Source organism: Allobosea sp. 2RAB26 (genome assembly GCF_052115465.1).
Taxonomy (GTDB): Bacteria; Pseudomonadota; Alphaproteobacteria; order Rhizobiales; family Beijerinckiaceae; genus Allobosea.
In genome coordinates this window covers 54,106-72,758 of sequence record NZ_JBFRGS010000013.1, presented here as the reverse complement: position 1 = coordinate 72,758, position 18,653 = coordinate 54,106, and the positions used below count along the sequence as shown (strand labels likewise).

The following is an 18,653-nucleotide window of genomic DNA, read 5'->3' as shown; positions in this document are numbered from 1 at the left end:
CGCCTCAATTCCCCATCCGGTCGCGCCACTGTCTCTCACCCGAGAGGCAGGACACGCGCGGCTCCTTGGCCTGCGCCTTCTGGATGGTGGCCTCGGCAGCCGGGGCCTCGGCAATCTCGCGCACAAGCTTGGTCCGGGTCGCATCGACGAACTGGTGACGTTCGCGGATCGGGATCACGAAGGCGCCGACGCCGGTGACGACACAGTCTTCGTAATAGACGTCGAGATTGTCGATATCGAAATAGCTCGCCTGCTTCAGCATCACCGGCAGGCCGTTGATGCTGATGCCCTTGTCGCGTGCATCGTCGCGCGCCGCGGTAACGGGGCGCCCGTCATTGTTGGCGCCGTCGCCCGAGATGTCGATCACGCGGCGCATCGCTGTGACATTGGCCTGATCGAGCAACTGCATGCCGAGATCGATCGCGCCCGAAATCGACGTCCGCCGGCCGCGCCGTGTCTGAGCCTCGCCCAGCTCCTCGGCAAAGGCGATGGCCGATTGTGGCGTGTCGATGACCGTCCAGGGCTTGACGATATGCTGGAAATTGCCGCCGGCCCATTCGAAATAGGTCACGGCGATCTTGCCGAGCGCGCCTTTGGCGATGGCGTCGTGCAGCTGTTTCGAGCGAAAGGCCTCGATATAGCCGCCGCGCTGCAGCGCGAGCTCGTCGAGATCCATCGAGTAGGAAATGTCGACCGCCAGCACGAGGGCGAGATCGACCTCGTCGGGCGGGGCGGCCGCCGGCTGCGCATTCGGCGCCGTGCCCGTCCAGAAGCCGGCCGCCGCAAGACTCAAGAGACCGAACAGCACATGCCGCATCGCCACCTCCGCCATCAGGGCGCGGCGGAAGTGTGCACCTCGTTTCGGCTCTCGCCAAGAATGATTTATCGGCAGGCTCAGCCCGCGCGGCGGGCATCCACGATGGCGATCGCGGCCGCGACCGCCTCCTCGACCGTGAGCGCCGAGGTGTCGAGGATATCCGCGTCCTCAGCTGCCTTCAGCGGGGCATCGCTGCGGCCGGAATCGCGGGCATCGCGACGCCTGATATCGGCCAGAATGCCCTCGAAGGAGGCAAGCTCGCCGCGTCCGGCCAATTCCTTGTGGCGCCGGGCCGCCCGCACCTCCGGCGTCGCGGTGACGAAGAGCTTGGCCGGAGCCTCGGGGCAGATCACCGTGCCGATATCGCGCCCGTCGAGAACGGCCCCGCCCGGCTGCCCGGCGAAGCGGCGCTGACGGTCGATCAGCCCCTTGCGGACCGCCGGCATCGCCGCAACGACCGATGCGGCCTCGCCGATCTCGCGCCCACGCAGGCTGTCCTCGGCGAAGGCCTTTTCATCGAATGTCGAGACGATCGCTGCGGCGGCCTCGGCATCGTGGATATCCTTGCCCACGTCCCGCATCGCGCGGGCCACCATGCGATAGAGCAGGCCGGTATCGAGATAGGGCAGGCCGTAATGGGCCGCGAGCCGCCGCGCCAGCGTACCCTTGCCCGAGGCGGCAGGACCATCCACGGCGATGACCAGGCGCTTACGCATCGCGGCAGGGCTCATGCGATCTCAGCGCCCAGCCCGTTCATCAGGCTGATGAAGGTCGGGAAACTGGTCGCGATCATCGCACCGTCATCGACCTGCATCGGTTTCTGCGTCGCCAGCCCCATGACGAGGAAGCTCATGGCGATGCGGTGATCGAGATGGGTTGCGGCCGTGCCGCCCCCCGTGACCTTGCCGTTTCCGCCCTCGACGACGAGGTCGTCGCCTTCGATCCGGCAGGTCACGCCCGCGGCCTTCAGCCCGGCCTCGACAGCGGCGAGCCGGTCTGATTCCTTGACGCGCAGCTCCTGAAGCCCCCGCATCCGGGTCGTGCCGCTGGCAAAGGACGCGGCGACCGCGAGGACCGGATACTCGTCGATCATCGATGGCGCGCGCTCCGGCGGCACCTCGACGCCCGTGAGGGCGCCGGAGCGGACGCGCAGCGTCGCGACCGTCTCGCCGCCTTCATTGGCCTCGCTCTCGACCGTGATGTCGGCCCCCATCTCGCGCAGCGTGGTCAGCAGCCCGCTGCGGAGCGGATTGGTCATCACGCTCTCGATCAGGATGTCGGAGCCCGGCACGATCAGCGCGGCGACCAGCGGGAAGGCGGCGGAGGAGGGGTCGGCAGGCACCACGATCGGCGCTGCCTGCAATTCGGGCTGGCCCGTCAGCACGATCCGCCGGCCATGGGCCCCCTCGGGGGTCACCCGCACCTCGGCGCCGAAATGCGCCAGCATCTTCTCGGTATGGTCGCGCGTCGCTTCGGTCTCGATCACCGTGGTCTCGCCCGGGGCGGCGAGGCCGGCGAGCAGAACGGCCGACTTGATCTGCGCCGAGGCGACCGGTGTGCGATAGGTGATCGGCAGCGCCTCCTTCGGCCCGCGGATCGTCAACGGCACGCGCCCGCCCTCTTCCTGCGACAGGATGGTGGCGCCCATCAGTTCGAGCGGATCGAGGATACGCCGCATCGGCCGTTTCCTGAGCGAGGCGTCGCCATCGAAGGTGGTGGTGATCGGGTGCGCGCCGCAAACGCCCATCATCAGGCGCGAGCCGGTGCCGGCATTGCCGAAATCGAGCAGGCCGGCCGGCTCCCTCAACCCGCCGACGCCGACGCCCTGGACGCGCCAGGCGCCGGGTCCGTCATGATGCACGATGGCGCCCAGCGCGCGGGCCGCGTCGGCTGTGCGCAGCACGTCCTCGCCTTCGAGCAGGCCGGTGACCTTGGTCTCGCCGATGGCGAGCAAGCCGAAGATCATCGCGCGATGCGAGATCGACTTGTCGCCGGGAACCCGGACACGGCCGGAGAGCGGGCCGGAGGCCCGGGCGGTGACGGGAGTTGGGTGCTGCGCGTGGGCCACGTCGATCGTCTCTGGCTGCTTGATCTTGGACGCTGGCTGCCTAGCATGGCCACCCGTCGCGCGCCACGCGCGAGACGCGAATCAAATCAGCATTTGACAGGGCCGGCCGGCACGACTAACGGACGCGCCTGCTTTTCAAAACATGAATGAATGAAGGTCCGACGCAGTGGCGAAACCGGAACTTGGTACCAAGCGCGTTTGCCCGACCACGGGACGCAAATTCTACGACCTGAACAAGGACCCGATCGTCTCGCCCTATACGGGGCAGGCTTTCCCGCGTTCGATGTTCGAGCCGCAGGCCAAAGCGGCGGCGGTTGTCGCCAAGGAAGCGGATGACGAGGACGAGACCGAGGCCGCTGACGGCGCGGTCGAGCTTGTCTCTCTCGATGAGGCCGATGCCGAAACGAGCGAGAAGGACGCGGTTGTCACCAGCGAGGACGACATCGAGGTCGAGGACGACATCGCTGCCGAGGAAGACGACACGTTCCTGGAAGAGGACGAGGAAGGCGACGATGACGTCTCCGATCTGATCGATGGCGACATCGAGGGTGACGAGGACGTCTGAGGACAAAAAATATTTCTGCGATATAGGTGCTTGTGTCTTCTGCCGAGCCCGCCTATAGAGCCCTCCGTCGCGACAGTGACGACGCGGACATCGCCGGGCTTCGAAGTTGAAGCCACTCCTGCGGTGTCCGGGAATTTGCCGGTTGACCCCCAAATCAATCGGCCAGCGTGGGGCCATAGCTCAGTTGGGAGAGCGCTTGAATGGCATTCAAGAGGTCGGCGGTTCGATTCCGCCTGGCTCCACCAAATTTTCCGATCCGGATCACGAACTCACCGAGAGTGGACGGGTCGCATCTGCGGCCTTGATCGCCGGCCGCCGCGCTCGGCCCTCAGGCTTTCTCAGAGGCCGCCGAACAGATCGTTCCTGAGAATCAGCTTCGCGGTCGCCCGACCATGCCGGCAATCTCAGCCCGAAGGCCCGACTCTCCGAAGAACCATCGATTCGCTGGTATGCGTCGGTGAGATCATTGATTCCCCCAATTTGTCATTGCCCCCTCAGTAGGGCAAAGGGCTTGCCTGCAATGGGGAGAGGCAGGCCATGCGATCGCAGATCAATGCGCGCCTGAAGCTGCGGCAGATCGAGATCGCCATTGCCGTGGCCGAGCAGGGCAGTTTCCTGGCCGCGGCCCACGCGCTCAGCATCACGCAGCCCGCAGTGTCGAAGGCGGTGCAGGATGTCGAGCTGATCGTCGGCCATCCCATCTTCGACCGGATGGCCCGCGGCGTGATGATCAATCCCTTCGGCCGTGCCGTTGTCGAGCGTGGCCGGGCCATGCTGTCGCTGGTCGAGCGACTCACGGACGATATCGGGCTGATCGAGCAGGGGCAGGCCGGCACGCTCGTCATCGGCGCCCTGCCGACTGCGGCGACGAGCGTGCTGCCGCCGACGCTCGGCCGGCTGCGCGCCTCCAATCCCGAGTTGAACATCAGGCTGGTGCAGGGGCGCACGGCGGAGCTGATGCCGCAGCTGGAGAGCGGCAAGCTCGATCTGATCGTCGGGCGGCTCTACGAGCTCGAAACCGCCCATGATGTTCACCGCGAGACGATCTATCACGAGCCGATCTCGGTCCTGGCACGGGCCGGTCATCCCTTGCTCGACCGCCCCGGCAGCGCGGGAGCGGAGCTCGGGAAGTTCGGCCTCGTACTGCCTTCGCTGGAACAGCGCCTCGGTCAGGAGATCGATGCGGTGATCGCCTATTCCGGATTGGAGATGCTGGCCGCGCCGCTGCGTTCGACCTCGATTTCCTTCATCCGCGAGCTCGTTCTGTCGAACGACTATGTCACCATCCTTCCGCGGTTGATGCTCGCCGGCGATCTCGGCCGCGGTGCCGTCAGGATATTGCCCGTTCCCATGGTCTCAGGCAGCCGGCCGGCCGGAATCATCACATTGCGCCATCGTCGACGGTCGCCGAGCGTCGGGGCCCTGCTGGCGGCGCTGCGAGACCATCTGCGCGAATTGCGGGCGACCGGCCTCCTCGACGAGGACGGCGCCTCGCCGGATACGCTCACCGGCATCTGATATTCCCGGCACTTATAGCTCTTGTGAACCAGCACATGAAGACGCGACGGGCATCCTGCGGATAGCGTTCCGGCGTCACATCCGCAGGTTCGCAGCTCATGCTTCAACAGACGACAAGACAATGCGTATCCGAGCATTGCCTGGACATTCTCTTCCGCGAGGCGCGAACCTATTACGGTTGGCTGCCGAAGGCGGTGAGCGACGCGCAGCTGCGCGAGCTCTACGAACTCGCGCGGATGCCGCCGACGAGCAGCAATATCAGCCCCCAGCGCATCGTCTTCGTCGTCTCGCAAGAGGCCAAGGAGCGGCTGCGGCCCGGGCTGAAACCCGGCAATGTAGACAAGACCATGGCGGCGCCGGTGACTGCGATCCTCGGCATCGACAGCCGCTTCTTCGATCATCTGGAGCGCCTGGCGCCGCATGCGGTCGACAAGCGCGCGGGCTATCTCGCGGATCCCGACCTTGCTGCCCGGGCGGCCTTTCGCAACGCGACCCTGCAGGGCGCCTACCTGCTGATGGCGGCGCGTGCGCTGGGGCTCGATTGCGGCCCAATGTCCGGGGTCCTGCATGATGTCGTGGACGCCGAATTCTTCCCAGGCGGTGAGGTCAGGTCCAATTTCCTGATCAATATCGGTCATGGCGACCCGGCGAGCGTCAGGCCGCGCGCCGCGCGGTTCGACTTCGACGATATCTGCCAGATTCTCTGATCGCGGAGGGCATCATGCTGCAAACCGTTTCTCCGCGCACCAACCCGCCGCGACTCTGCTTCATCGGCTTCGGCGAGGCCGGACAGGCCTTCGCCGGCGGCCTGCTCGAAGCCGGCATCGTCGAGATCGCCGCCTTCGACACCGCGGGTACGCAGGAGCGCGTCCGCAAGCCGGCAGAGCACCTGGGCGTCCGCCTCGCCGACAGCCTCGAGGCCGCGCTGGCCGGTGCCGATTTCGTATTCTCGGCCGTCACCGCAGCCGACAGTCTCGACGCCGCCCGCCAGGTTGCGCCGCATCTTGTATCCGGCCAGGTCTTCGTCGACGTCAATTCGGTCTCGCCCGGCCGCAAGCGCGAGGCGGCCGCAGCCTTTGCTTCGCCTGGTGCCTATCTCGATCTCGCGATCATGGCGCCGGTTCACCCCAAGCGCCACGCCACACCTTGCCTGGTCGCCGGCGAGGCGGCCGAGCGCTTCATCGCGATCTTCGGTGGCTTCGGCATGGAACTCGGGCCGGCGGGTCCGCAGATCGGATCGGCAACGATCATCAAGATGATCCGCAGCGTCATGGTCAAGGGGCTGGAGGCGTTGACCTATGAGTGTTTCATGGCGGCGCGTGTCGCCGGAATCGACCCGGTGATCCTCGACTCCCTCGGGCGCAGCTATCCTGGCCTCGATTGGCCAAAAGTCGTTCCCTACAATGTCAGCCGTATGCTGCAGCATGGCGTCCGGCGTGCCGCCGAAATGCGCGAGGTCGCGCTGACGCTTCGCGAGCTTGGCATCGACCCGGCCGTCACAGAGGGCGTCGTCCTCCAGCAGGAACGACTCGGGCGCCTGCCGTTGCAGGCCGAGCCCGAAGACGGTTTCGCGATGCTCGATGCCGTACGCGCCGCACTCTCCGGGCAGAAGCCGGAGCCCTCATAGTCGCGAAAGTTATAGCTGAAGCCCGAAACACCGCGAAGACCGCTCCGGGCGAAGCCGATACCCAATAAGCAAGCAAGAAAATGCGCCGGCGCAGCAAGCCGGCGCGACCGGCCTCGCCGGAAGGGGAGACAGACGATGGACCAGGACATGCGCGACCCGATCGCGCCAGCAACTGCAAGCGCATCGCCCGATGTCTTGCCGCGGAACCGGAACCTCTACATCAACGGCAGCTGGCGCGAGGCGGCCGAGACCGGCGGTCTCGAACTGACCAGCCCGGCGACGGGCGCGTCGCTCGGCTTCGTCGCGCAGGCCGGAAGCAGTGATGTCGATGCCGCGGTCCGGGCCGCTGGCGCCGCCTATCGCGGCTGGCGGAACGTCGCCCCGGCCGAGCGCGCCAAGATCCTCAGGCGAATCGCCCAGATCGTCCGCGACAACGCGCGGGAACTCGCGCTCATCGACGCAATCGACGGCGGCAATCCGGTCCACGAGATGCTCGGGGACGTTGCCAACGCCGCCTCTCAGCTTGATTTCTTCGCCGGCCTCGTCACCGAGATGAAGGGCCAATCGGTGCCGCTCGGCCGCGACTCGGTCAATTTCTCGGTGCGCGAGCCGCGCGGCGTCATCGGCCGCATCATCCCGTTCAACCACCCGTTCATGTTCTGCGCCGCCAAGTCGGCTGCGCCGCTCGCGGCTGGCAACACCGTCATCGTCAAGCCGCCGGACCAGGCGCCGCTGAGCGCGCTGCGCTTTGCCGAGCTGATCGACGGGGTGCTGCCTCCCGGCGTCTTCAACGTACTCCCAGGCGGTCGCGAGGCCGGAGCGGCGCTTGCCGCCCATCGAGGCGTCGCGATGATCTCGCTCATCGGCAGCGTCCAGGCCGGGCGCGCCGTCATGAAGGCCGGTGCCGATACCATCAAGCCGGTCCTGCTCGAACTCGGCGGCAAGAATGCGCTGATCGCGCTTGCCGATGCCGATCCCGACGAGGTCGCGGCCGCCGTGGTCGCCGGCATGAACTTCATCTGGTGCGGCCAGTCCTGCGGCTCGACCAGCCGGGCCTTCATCCACGAGGCAATCCACGACGCGGTCGTGGCGCGTATCGCCGAGCGTGTGAAGCAATTCCGCCCCGGCGATCCGACCGATCCGGCGACCACGATGGGCGCCATCATCAGCCGTGCCCAGCTGGACAAGGTGATGGGCTTCATCGCGGACACCAAGGCGGAGGGCGCGAGCCTGCTTTGTGGTGGCGGCCGCCCGCTCGATCCGGCGCTCGCCAACGGCAATTTCGTCGAGCCCACCGTGTTTACCGAGGTGACGCCTGCGATGCGGCTGGCGCGCGAGGAGGTCTTCGGACCGGTTCTTGCGGTCTTCCGCTGGTCGAACGAGGCAAGCATGCTCGAGACCGTCAACAGCGTCGAATACGGGCTGACCTGCTCGATCTGGACCAATGACGTCCGCAACGCGCACCGTCTCGCCGGCGAGGTCGAGGCCGGCTTTGTCTGGATCAACGAGGTTTCGCGGCATTTCCTCGGCACACCCTTCGGGGGCTACAAGCAATCCGGGTTGGGCCGCGAGGAATGCCTCGAAGAATTGCTCAGCTACACCCAAGAAAAGCACATCCACGTCAACCTGAAGCGGCCGGCAAGAAGCTGACAGGAGCGATCGGAAAGACCGCGTGACTGCTCGCGGGTCATAAAAATACATAAACGGAGGGAGAAACATGCGTAGTCTCACTGGCGCCACCGCCCGCCTCGTCGGAGTCGGTATCGCACTTTCGGCTTCTGCCGGCCTCGCCTCGGCGCAGGCGCCGGCCTACCCGTCCGATCGCATCAACATGACGGTCGCCTTTGCCGCCGGTGGCTTCGTCGATACCTTCGCACGCATTGTCGGCCAGAAGCTCAACGAGAAATGGGGCAAGGCGGTCACGGTCGAGAACAAGGCCGGCGCCGGTGGCAACACGGCGGCCGCCATCGTTGCGCATGCAAAGCCCGACGGGCTGACGCTGCTCGTCACCTCGACGGCGATCGCCATCAACGAGACGCTCTACAAGAAGCGCGACTACGCGCTCGATCAGCTCATCCCGGTCGCCATTGCGGTTTCGTCGCCGGAGACGATCGCGACGCATCCGTCGAAGCCCGGCAATCTGAAGGACTATCTCGCCTGGGCCAAGAAGGAGGAGATCACCTTCGCCAGCGCCGGTGTCGGCTCGGGCTCGCATCTGGCGACCGAGTATTTCCTGAAACGCCTCGCCATGCAGCCGGCCTCGCATATCCCCTTCCGCGGCGGCGCGCTCTCGGTGCAGGCGGCACTCGGCAACCAGGTCGACATGGTCGCTTCGTCCTTCGGCATCATCCCGCAGGTCGCGGAGGGTAAGCTCAAGGGACTGGCCGTTGCGAGCGAGACGCGTGTCGCGGCGATGCCCGATGTTCCGACCTACACCGAGTCCGGATTCCCCTTCGTCGCCGAATCCTGGGTCGCCGTGCTCGCCCCGGCCAAGACGCCGCCGGCCATTGTCGAGCAGCTCAACGCCGCGATCAACGAGATCGTCAGCGAGCCGCAGACGCGGGAGAAGCTCCTCGGCATGGGCTACCAACTCCATGTCCGCTCGGCTCCCCAGGTCGCGACCTATCTGAAGGCTGAGGTCGCCAAATGGGGCGAGATGGTGCGCACCGTCCGCGTGACCGTCGAATGACGCCGAGCCGGCCGCAACGCGCCGCCTCCCAAGCCAGGGCGAAACTGCCATGAGCCAGTCCGAGCCTCTCCCCCGGTGGAAACGCGCCGTGCGTTCTCCGCAGAATCTGGTCTCCGGCCTGATCCTCATCGCAGCGGCGACCGTCGTCGTGTTGATGCTGGGCAATCTCGCGCAAGGCACGCTGCGCGTCATCGGCCCGGCCATGGTGCCGCGCTGGACGGCGATCGCGATCGGCATCGGCGGTGCTGTCCTCGTCGTGCTGAGTTTCATCGAGGATGGCGACGCGCTCGAACGCTGGCATCTGCGCGGGCCGGCCTTCGTACTGGCCGGAATCGTGCTCTTCGCCGCGACGATCCGTGAGCCCGGCTTCATCGTCGCGGCGCCGCTTGCCATGCTCGTCGCCGGCTTCGGCTCGCGTGAGGTCAGGCCGCGCGAGCTCGTTGTCTTTGCGCTGGCGATGACGGTCGCCTGTGCCCTTCTGTTCCGCTTCGCGCTTAACCAGCCGATCCCGATGCTGGTGCTCCCGTCGTTCTCGATCAACTTCTGAGGCGCGCATGGAACTCCTGCAGAATCTCGGCCACGGCCTCGGCATCGCGCTGTCGCCGACCAATATCCTGCTCTGCTTTGCCGGCTGCATGCTGGGGACGCTGATCGGCGTCCTGCCTGGGATCGGGCCGATCGCGACCATCGCGATCCTGCTCCCGCTGACCTTCGGGCTCGATCCTACCGCCGCGCTGATCATGCTGGCCGGCATCTATTACGGCGCCCAGTATGGCGGCTCCACCGCCTCGATCCTGCTCAATATCCCCGGCGAGTCGAGCGCTGTCGTCACCGCAATCGACGGCCATGAGATGGCGCGCCAAGGCCGAGCGGGCATTGCGCTTGGGATCTCGGCGATAGGCTCCTTCGTCGCCGGCACGATTGCGACACTGGTGATTGCCGCCCTCGCCGCGCCGTTGGCCAGCATCGCGCTGATCTTCGGGCCAGCGGAGTATTTTGCGCTCATGCTGATGGGGCTCGCGTTCGCAGTCCTGCTGGCGCGCGGATCCGTGCTCAAGGCCGTGGTGATGATCCTGGTGGGCGTGCTGCTCTCGACTGTCGGGCCAGACCTGACAACCGGCCAGCTGCGCCTCACCTTCGGAGCGACCTGGCTCGCCGACGGTATCGAGATCGCCCTGCTCGGCATGGGGCTGTTCGGCATCGCCGAGGTTTTTCGCAGCCTCGAGCATGGCGAGTCACGGCAGGTACGCCAGACCCATATCGGCCGGCTGCTGCCTGGCCCCGAGGAATTGCGCGCTTCGGCCAAGCCGATCCTGCGCGGAACCCTGCTCGGCTCGATCCTCGGCATCCTGCCGGGCAACGGTGCCGTGCTCGCGCCCTACGCCTCCTACACGCTCGAGAAGAAGCTGGCCCGCGATCCGCGCCGGTTCGGCCGCGGCGCGATCGAGGGCGTCGCCGGGCCGGAATCGGCCAATAATGCCGGAGCTCAGACCTCCTTCATTCCGCTGCTGACGCTCGGTATCCCGCCCAATGCGGTGATGGCCCTGATGGTCGGCGCAATGACGATCCACGGCATCGTGCCTGGCCCGCAGATCATGACCAAGATGCCCGACCTGTTCTGGGGGCTGATCGCCTCGATGTGGGTCGGCAACCTGATGCTGCTGGTCATCAATCTGCCGGCGGTCGGGCTCTGGGTGAAACTGCTGAAAGTGCCGTATCGCCTGATGTTCGTCGGCATCGTCATTTTCTGCTGCATCGGCGTCTACTCGATCAACAACGAGCCGGCCGACATCCTAATCATGGGAGCGCTGGCCGTGTTCGGCTACGGCCTCACCAAGTTCGGCTTCGAGCCGGCGCCGCTGACCCTCGGCTTCGTGCTCGGACGCATGATGGAGGAAAACCTCCGTCAGGCACTGATGATCTCGCGCGGCAACCCCATGACCTTCGTCGAGCGGCCGATCGCCGCCATCCTCATCCTGATCGCGTTCGCCATGCTCACCGTCGCCATCCTACCGGCGATCCGTAAGGGCCGCGACGAGGTCTTCAGCGAATAAGCGCGACAGCCAGATGGACATGACCATGCAGACCGAGGGGGGCGCCGTGGCGCCGGCGACCGAAAGATGGGGCAGCGACGTCGTTGCCGAGACGATCAGGGCGCTGGGCTACAGATATGTCGCACTGGTTCCAGGCGCGAGCTTCCGGGGCCTGCATGACAGCCTGGTGAACCACCTCGGCAACCATGACCCGGCGATGATCGTCTGCCTGCACGAGGAACACGCGGTGGCGATCGCCGACGGATTCTCGCGGGTGGCGCAGGAGCCGATGGCCGTCATCCTGCATTCCAATGTCGGGCTGATGCATGCGACGATGACGATCTTCAACGCCTGGTGCGATCGCCGGCCGATGCTGATTCTCGGCGCGACGGGCCCGGTCGACGCGCATCGCCGCCGGCCCTGGATCGACTGGATCCACACTGCGCGCGACCAGGGCGCGCTGGTCCGGCATTACACCAAATGGGACGACCAGCCGGCCTCGGCCGAGGCCGCGGTCGAATCCGTGCTGCGCGCCGACCAGATCGCGCGGACCGCTCCGACCGGCCCGGTCTATGTCTGCCTCGACGCCGAGATGCAGGAAAGCCGGCTCGACCGCGCGGTAAGGGTCCCCGATATCCGCCGCTTTGCGCCGCCGCGGCCGGCCGCGGCTCCCGCCGAGGACATCGCTCGGACCCTGGACATCCTGCGCAATGCGCGTGCGCCCTTGCTTCTGATCGGCCGGGTCTCGCGCCATGCTGGCGATTGGCAACGCCGTATCGCATTGGCCGAGCGGCTGGGGGCGACGGTTTTGACGACCACGCATAATGCGTCAGGCTTTCCGACCGAGCACCGGCTTCATGCGCTGGCCCCGGTCGGCGAGCGCCCGAACGACGCTGAGCAGCACTTGCTGCGCGAGGCCGATGCCATCGTCAGCCTCGACTGGCACGATCTGGCCGGCTTCCTCAGCGCCCGCTGCGGTGCCTCGCAGACGCAGGAGCCGCTGACGACCGCGATCGTCCACTGCTCGCTCGACGGCCATGTCGCCAATGGCTGGAGCATGGACCATCAGGCATTGCCGGCCTGCGATGTCAGGATCGCGGCCGATCCGGATCGCTTCGTCAGCCAGTTGCTGGAGGCTGTCGGCACGGATTGGCAACCGGCGCCGTCACTGGTGTCCGAAGGCAGCCACTGGACGCAGACAGCCTCGGAGGGCCCGGACCGTACCGCGCCCTTCAACGCCGAACAGATGGCCTTCACGATCTCTGCCTTCGCGCGCGATCGGGAGGTGACGTTCGCCCGTCTCTCCTTCGGCTGGCCGCGCAGCGCCTGCCGGTTCCGCACGCCACTGGATTTTCTCGGCAAGGATGGCGGCGGCGCCGTCGGCACAGGGCCTGGCCACACGATCGGCGCCGCGATTGCGCTGAAGGGCAGCGGCCGGATGACGATTGGAGTCATCGGCGACGGCGATTACCTGATGGGCGTGAACGCACTCTGGACAGCCGCGCATCAGCGCGTGCCGATGCTGCTCGTCGTCGCCAATAACCGGTCCTATTTCAACGACGAGGTCCATCAGGAGCGCATGGCACGCCAGCGCGGCCGGCCGGTCGAGAACAAGTGGATCGGCCAGCGGCTGGATGATCCGGCGCCCGACATCATCGGGCTGGCGCGCGCGCAGGGTTTCGAAGGGGCTGTTTCGGTCCGTAGCGTCGACGAGCTGCTCGCCGAGCTGGAGCGGGGCGCTGCCGTTGTCGCGGCCGGCGGTCGCTACATCATCGATGCGCTGATCATCCCCGGCTATTCCGACCGATGAACGGGCCCCTGGGAGAGGACACGCGGCTCACCGTCGGCTGCGGCGCCTATGACCGGACCTGGCCGCTGATCGCGGGCATGTTCCGGCCGAAGGGCTATACGCTCAATTGGTCGGTGCTCCCGCCGGAGGAGGTCTTCCTGCGCGGCATGCTTGGAGGCGAGTTCGACATAACCGAGATGTCGCTCTCGACCTACCTCCTGCTGCGCTCGCGCGGCACCTGTCGCTATCTGGGCCTGCCGCTGTTCGTTTCGCGCAAATTTCGCCACAGCGCGCTCTATGTCCGCAGCGATTCCGGGATCGAGCGGCCGGAGGATTTCGCCGGCCGGCGCGTCGGCGTCCCGGAATATCAGCTCACGGCCAATGTCTGGGTGCGCGGCCTCCTCGCCGACGAATATGGCGTGCGGCCGGAAGCAGTCCATTGGATCATCGGCGGCATCGATGCGCCCGGTCGCGAGGAGAAGGTGCCGGTCACCCTGCCCGCCCGGTTCGAGACGACGCGGCTGCCCGCCGGCGAGACGCTCTGGCAGTGGCTGCTCGAGGGCAAGCTCGATGCCATCATCGCGCCGCGCGCGCCGAAGGCCTTCGCCGACGGGCATCCGGCGATCCGGCGGTTGTTTCCGGATGTTCCGGCGGCTGAGAGGGCCTATTTCCGAAAGACCGGCCTGTTCCCGCCGATGCATCTGATCGGCATCCGTTCCGACATCGCCGATCGCCATCCCGACCTGGCTGCGTCGCTGACCGTGGCCTTCGAGCAGGCCAAGGCCTTCGCCGCCAACGAGCTGCATCAGTTTGCCTATGACACGGCGATGCTGCCCTGGCAGGAGGCGGCGCTGCGCCAGACCGAAGAGGTCATGGGCAAGGATTACTGGCCCTATGGGATCGAGCCCAACCGCACGGCGATCGAGGCCATGGCCCGCTATTCCCGGGAACAGGGGCTCACCGACAGATGTCTCTCGATCCCGGAGATCTTTCCGAATCACCGCTGAGGGGACCCTCAGTGGCGCCAAGCACCAACGCCGCTCCGTCTGGCCGACAGGCGCAGTGAGCGAAGGCCAGTGCCGGGCAGATTGCCGCGCGCAGCTCAAGGACGGGATTCAGCGGCTGCTGAGTCCGACGCCAACGCGCGGATATTCGCCCGCGAAGGCTTGCTTCGCCTTGGCCATGACCACCCGCACCGCCTAGTATCGGGCAAATCGGCTCATGAAATGCTGGCGGCGGGCGCATGAATCGCTATCCGATGTTCAACCCGCAGCTGCTGCTCAGCTTCGTCGCGGTCTGCGAGAGCCAGAGCTTCACCCGCGCCGCCGACCGCGTGTCCCTGTCGCAGTCCACCGTCAGCCAGCAGGTCAGGCGTCTGGAGGAGATGCTGGGCAAGCCGCTCTTCGAGCGCTCCTCGCATCAGGTTGAGCTGACCGAGGAGGGTGGGCGGCTGCTGAGCTATGCACGGCGCATCATCGCCCTGAACGAGGAGGCGCATGACGCCTTGACCGGCTTCTGGCGCGACGGCGTGCTGCGGCTGGGCATGCCGGAGGATTTTACGGTCCCCACCGTCGACCTGCTGGCGGCATTCAGCCGTGAGCAGCCGCATCTGCGGCTGGACGTCACCAGCGGCCTCAGCGCCGATTTGCGCAGCGCCTATGAGCGCGAAGAGCTGGACCTGATCCTGGTCAAGCAGCGCCGCCGTCAGCCGCCGCGCGCGGCCAGGCTCGAACCGTTGCTATGGCTGGACAGCCAGGCGCACCCGGCCATCGAACGCTCGCCGGTGCCGCTGGCGGTGTTCCCGCTCAACGGTCTCTATCGCGAGGAGCTCTGCCAGGCGCTGGACAGCCTCGGCATTCGCTGGCGTGTAAGCTACAGCAGCGCCAGCCTGGCTGCGCTCGCTGCCGCCTCCGCCGCCGGGCTGGGCGTAACCCTGCTGCCGGCCGGCTGCCGGCTGCCCGACCACCGAATTCTGGGCACGGCGGAAGGCCTGCCGCCGGTGAACGATTTCGAGCTGGCGCTGTACTACCGCGACAACGCGCCCGCCGCGGCCGTCATGCTGGCAGAAAGATTGGCCGAGTTCTGCCACCTGGAACGGTGAGCGGGCCCGAGTTGACGGTGATGCTATGTCCGCGACGGACATCATTGCCAAATCGAATAGTCATCATTGGCAAATATCGCTGCCAACCCGCGCAGCCCATTCGTAATCTAGGAGCCGAAACGCCCAGACCCGAGGTTAAGGAAACAAACGTGGAAAGCGTCCATCAACACAGCCGCAGGGGCTTTCTCAGCCAGACCGGGAAACTCACCACCGCCTGCGCAGTCATCGGCCTGGCCGGTGGCGGCGCACAGGCCGCGCCGGCCAGCGCCGGCCGCCCCTCCGAGGCCGGCGCGAGTACGCTGACCGATCGGCATTACTACCTGAGCGACGTGCGGCTCGAAGAAGGCTTCGAGTATGATGGCGACACGGTCATCGGCACCCGCACCGCGCTCCACACGCTTGAGATCAAGGACGGCAAGATCGCTGCGCTGCACCCGGCAAACACCGCTCCGCCCGCCGGCGTGCCGCGCTATCAGGCGCATGGCCAGCTCATGCTCCCGGCAATGCGCGACATGCACATTCACCTGGACAAGACCTTCTACGGTGGCCCATGGCAGGCGCCGCGACCGCGCCAGGGCAAGACCATCCTGGACATGATCGCGCTCGAACAGAATCTGCTCCCCAAGCTGTTGCCGACCTCGCAACAGCGCGCCGAGCAGCTGATTGCCCTGCTGCAGTCCAAGGGAACGACCGTGGCGCGCAGCCATTGCAACATCGACCCGGTCAGCGGCCTGAAGAGCCTGGAGCACCTGCAGCGCGCGCTGGAGAATCACCGCAGCGATTTCAGCTGCGAGATCGTCGCCTTCCCGCAGCACGGCCTGCTGCATTCCCAGGTCGACGGCCTGATGCGCGAAGCCATGCAGATGGGCGTGCACTATGTCGGCGGTCTGGACCCGACCAATGTCGACGGTTCGATGCAGAAATCGCTCGATGCGATGTTCCAGATCGCTCTCGATACCGGCAAGGGCGTCGATATCCACCTGCATGAGACCAGTCCGGCCGGGGTCGCCGCGATCAACCACATGATCGATACGGTGGAGAAGAATCCGGCACTGCGCGGCAAGGTGACCATCAGCCACGCCTTCGCGCTCACCACGCTCCCTCCGGACGCTCTGGCCGAAACCGCCTCCCGTCTGGCGGCGCAGCAGATGACCATCGCCTCGACGGTACCGATCGGCGGCCTGATGATGCCGCTGCCTCGGTTGAGCGAAGCAGGCGTCTTCGTGATGACCGGGACCGACAGCGTGATCGATCACTGGTCGCCGTTCGGTTGCGCCGACATGCTGGAAAAAGCCAACCTGTATGCTCAACTCTACCGGGGCAGCGATGAGTTCCGGTTGTCGCGTGCCATGGCGATCGCCACCGGCGGGGTGCTGCCCTTGGACAATGGTGGCAATCGCGTCTGGCCAAAGGCCGGCGATGACGCAGCCTTCACGCTGGTCGGGGCCAGTTGCTCCGCCGAGGCGGTCGCCCGCCTGCCCGCACGCAGCGCCACATTCCATCGCGGGCGCATGGTCTATGGCAGCGTCGGCAACGCCTGATAGCGGTGCGTCCTCGCCCTCCTGACGGCCTGTCCGGGGCCGTCGAGAGGGGAGGCCCCTTGCTTGGTCGTTGCTTAGCGCGCCGGGCGGCCGGGCACGTCATCCCGTCGCGAAGAATGTCAGCCGGTTGAAGAGCGTGTAGTGCGCTTCGAAGACCATGATCGCGACGAAGACCATCAAGGCGGCGGGCGGCAGCAGGATCGCGTAGGCGAGCGCGAGGCGCTCCCAGGCCATGTGCATGAAGACCGCGACGATCAACCCTGCCTTCAGCGCCATGAAGAGCAGGATCAGCGACCAGCGCAGATAGCCCACGAGGCCGAAGTAATCGACCATGTAGGAGCAGGCACTGAGGATGAAGAGCCAGGCCCAGACGACGAGATAGAGCCGGATGGGATGCTGCTGCGTGTCGCCGTGCGGAATGTTTGACTGAGCCATGGCGACCTCTCACCAGAGATAGAACAGCGCGAAGATGAAGACCCAGACGAGATCGACGAAGTGCCAGTACAGGCCGGTGATCTCGACGATCTCGTAGCGGCCCTTCCGGCTCGTGAAGAACCCGCGGCGCTCCTGGTCGAAATCGCCGCGCCAGACCTTGCGCGCGATGATCAGCAGGAAGATCACGCCGATCGTGACATGGGTGCCGTGGAAGCCGGTGATCATGAAGAAACTCGAGCCGAACTGCTCGGCGCCCCAGGGATTGCCCCAGGGACGGACCCCTTCCGCGATCAGCTTCGACCATTCGAAGGCCTGCATGCCGACGAAGGTTGCGCCGAGCAGTGCGGTCAGCAGCATCAGGATCGCCGTCTTCCGGCGGTCGCGCCGGTAGCCGAAATTGACGGCCATCGCCATGGTGCCGCTGCTGCTGATCAGCACGAAGGTCATGATGGCGATCAGGATCAGCGGCAGGTGGTGGCCGCCGATCTCAAGCGCGAAGACCTCGCTCGGATTGGGCCAGGGCACGACCGTCGACATCCTGACCGTCATGTAGGAGATCAGGAAGGTGCCGAAGATGAAGGTGTCGCTGAGCAGGAAGATCCACATCATGGCCTTCCCCCAGGAGGCCGTCCTGAACGCCCGCTGATCCGCGGACCAGTCCGCCTCGACACCGCTCCAGCCGGTGAGACCTATGCTTTCGGGCTTCAGGGCGGTTGGCGATAGCTCGTTCATCGGTCGCGCCTCCTAGCTCAGCAATCCGCGACAAATCTCGATCAGGTCGTCGGTCCAGCGCATCAGCAGGCTGAAGAGAATGAGCCAGACCAGCAGCAGGAAATGCCAGTAGATCGCGCAGAGCTCGACGCTGAGGCGCAAGGCGCCCGATGCCTGGGGGGTACGCTCGGCCGGCGCGAAAGACCGGGCCGTCGTCCGCCCCAGCGCCACGAGACCTCCAAGCATGTGCAGGCCGTGGATTGCGGTGACCAGATAGAAGAAGGCGCTCGCCGTGTTCGCCGCGCTGAAATAGCCGGCAGCCGCGAGTTCGCGCCAGGCCAGCACCTGTCCGGCGAGGAAGGCCAGCGAGCAGACCCCTGCAGCCAGCAGTCCAGAGCGGATGCTCGACGGTTCGTCACAGCGCGCAGCGATTACCGCCGAATGCAGGGCGACACTCGCAAGCATGAGCAGCCCGGTGTTGAACCAGAGCACGATTGGCATCGGCAGAGAGCGCCAGTCCGTCATGCTCATGCGCATTGAATAGGCGCTGATCAGGAGTGCGAAGAGCGAGCCGGCGACGGCGAGGAAGGCGCCGAGGCCGAGCTTCGCGATCAGGAGGGATCGCGTCCCCGCATCTCCGGCCTCGTCGATGACCCCGACTTCGAGCCAGGGCTTGGCTGTCAGCCGCTGATGCGACAGCCACCAGCCGGCGAGCGTTGCCATCAAGACCATGAACAGGAGGATGACGACCACGATGCT

At 66.2% G+C, this 18,653-nt stretch carries 18 protein-coding genes and 1 tRNA gene; 13 read left to right on the top strand and 6 right to left on the bottom strand.

The annotated features are described in order from the left end of the window. Positions 1–4 precede the first annotated feature (4 nt). The 3 genes from AB4118_RS23335 to aroA all read right to left on the bottom strand — a co-directional run bounded on the left by AB4118_RS23335 (position 5) and on the right by aroA (position 2,885). Positions 5–817 carry a DUF1194 domain-containing protein gene (locus tag AB4118_RS23335; protein WP_441491978.1) on the bottom strand — a complete coding sequence of 271 codons (813 nt, stop codon included), beginning with the start codon at positions 815–817 and terminating at the stop codon, positions 5–7. 77 nt (positions 818–894) lie between these two features. Then, on the bottom strand, positions 895–1,521 hold the full coding sequence (gene cmk / locus AB4118_RS23330; protein WP_441492057.1) for a (d)CMP kinase: 627 nt from the start codon (positions 1,519–1,521) through the stop codon (positions 895–897). A 23-nt stretch (positions 1,522–1,544) separates the two neighbouring features. Then, positions 1,545–2,885 (bottom strand): 3-phosphoshikimate 1-carboxyvinyltransferase, encoded by a 1,341-nt coding sequence (gene aroA, locus AB4118_RS23325; protein WP_441491977.1) that lies wholly within the window; start codon positions 2,883–2,885, stop codon positions 1,545–1,547. A 166-nt stretch (positions 2,886–3,051) separates the two neighbouring features. Between aroA and AB4118_RS23320 the strand changes: the two genes are divergently transcribed. The 13 genes from AB4118_RS23320 to AB4118_RS23260 all read left to right on the top strand — a co-directional run bounded on the left by AB4118_RS23320 (position 3,052) and on the right by AB4118_RS23260 (position 16,748). Beyond that, positions 3,052–3,450 carry a TIGR02300 family protein gene (locus tag AB4118_RS23320; protein WP_113515648.1) on the top strand — a complete coding sequence of 133 codons (399 nt, stop codon included), beginning with the start codon at positions 3,052–3,054 and terminating at the stop codon, positions 3,448–3,450. A 169-nt stretch (positions 3,451–3,619) separates the two neighbouring features. After that, positions 3,620–3,695, top strand: a tRNA-Ala gene (locus AB4118_RS23315). Between the two features lie 292 nt (positions 3,696–3,987). Further along, positions 3,988–4,968 (top strand): LysR substrate-binding domain-containing protein, encoded by a 981-nt coding sequence (locus AB4118_RS23310; RefSeq protein WP_441491976.1) that lies wholly within the window; start codon positions 3,988–3,990, stop codon positions 4,966–4,968. A 98-nt stretch (positions 4,969–5,066) separates the two neighbouring features. Next, on the top strand, positions 5,067–5,675 hold the full coding sequence (locus AB4118_RS23305) for a malonic semialdehyde reductase (protein WP_441491975.1): 609 nt from the start codon (positions 5,067–5,069) through the stop codon (positions 5,673–5,675). Between the two features lie 14 nt (positions 5,676–5,689). Then, positions 5,690–6,595, top strand: coding sequence for an NAD(P)-dependent oxidoreductase (locus tag AB4118_RS23300; protein WP_441491974.1), 906 nt, complete (start codon positions 5,690–5,692; stop codon positions 6,593–6,595). Positions 6,596–6,730: 135 nt separating this feature from the next. Further along, complete coding sequence (locus AB4118_RS23295; RefSeq protein ID WP_441491973.1) at positions 6,731–8,245, top strand: aldehyde dehydrogenase family protein; 1,515 nt, start codon at positions 6,731–6,733, stop codon at positions 8,243–8,245. Between the two features lie 67 nt (positions 8,246–8,312). Continuing rightward, positions 8,313–9,284 carry a Bug family tripartite tricarboxylate transporter substrate binding protein gene (locus tag AB4118_RS23290; RefSeq protein ID WP_441491972.1) on the top strand — a complete coding sequence of 324 codons (972 nt, stop codon included), beginning with the start codon at positions 8,313–8,315 and terminating at the stop codon, positions 9,282–9,284. An 88-nt stretch (positions 9,285–9,372) separates the two neighbouring features. After that, positions 9,373–9,831 (top strand): tripartite tricarboxylate transporter TctB family protein, encoded by a 459-nt coding sequence (locus AB4118_RS23285; RefSeq protein ID WP_441491971.1) that lies wholly within the window; start codon positions 9,373–9,375, stop codon positions 9,829–9,831. Between the two features lie 7 nt (positions 9,832–9,838). Continuing rightward, positions 9,839–11,338, top strand: a complete 1,500-nt coding sequence (locus AB4118_RS23280) for a tripartite tricarboxylate transporter permease (RefSeq protein WP_441491970.1) — start codon at positions 9,839–9,841, stop codon at positions 11,336–11,338. Positions 11,339–11,357: 19 nt separating this feature from the next. Further along, entirely contained in the window at positions 11,358–13,127 is a 1,770-nt protein-coding gene (locus tag AB4118_RS23275) for a thiamine pyrophosphate-binding protein (RefSeq protein ID WP_441491969.1), read from the top strand. Next, positions 13,124–14,113, top strand: coding sequence for an ABC transporter substrate-binding protein (locus AB4118_RS23270; protein WP_441491968.1), 990 nt, complete (start codon positions 13,124–13,126; stop codon positions 14,111–14,113). The genes AB4118_RS23275 and AB4118_RS23270 overlap by 4 nt, the downstream gene beginning before the upstream one ends. 236 nt (positions 14,114–14,349) lie before the next feature. Further along, complete coding sequence (locus tag AB4118_RS23265) at positions 14,350–15,207, top strand: LysR family transcriptional regulator (protein ID WP_441491967.1); 858 nt, start codon at positions 14,350–14,352, stop codon at positions 15,205–15,207. Between the two features lie 149 nt (positions 15,208–15,356). Continuing rightward, positions 15,357–16,748, top strand: coding sequence for an amidohydrolase family protein (locus AB4118_RS23260; protein WP_441491966.1), 1,392 nt, complete (start codon positions 15,357–15,359; stop codon positions 16,746–16,748). Positions 16,749–16,847: 99 nt separating this feature from the next. Here the strand turns inward: AB4118_RS23260 and AB4118_RS23255 are convergent, their stop codons facing one another. The 3 genes from AB4118_RS23255 to AB4118_RS23245 are packed head-to-tail and all read right to left on the bottom strand — an operon-like array spanning position 16,848 to position 18,647. Further along, complete coding sequence (locus tag AB4118_RS23255) at positions 16,848–17,183, bottom strand: cytochrome C oxidase subunit IV family protein (protein WP_441491965.1); 336 nt, start codon at positions 17,181–17,183, stop codon at positions 16,848–16,850. 9 nt (positions 17,184–17,192) lie between these two features. Beyond that, positions 17,193–17,915, bottom strand: coding sequence for a heme-copper oxidase subunit III family protein (locus AB4118_RS23250; RefSeq protein WP_441491964.1), 723 nt, complete (start codon positions 17,913–17,915; stop codon positions 17,193–17,195). Positions 17,916–17,927: 12 nt separating this feature from the next. Next, a complete protein-coding gene (locus AB4118_RS23245) occupies positions 17,928–18,647 on the bottom strand; it encodes a cytochrome c oxidase subunit 3 (RefSeq protein WP_441491963.1) in 720 nt (239 codons plus the stop codon). Positions 18,648–18,653: the final 6 nt, after the last annotated feature.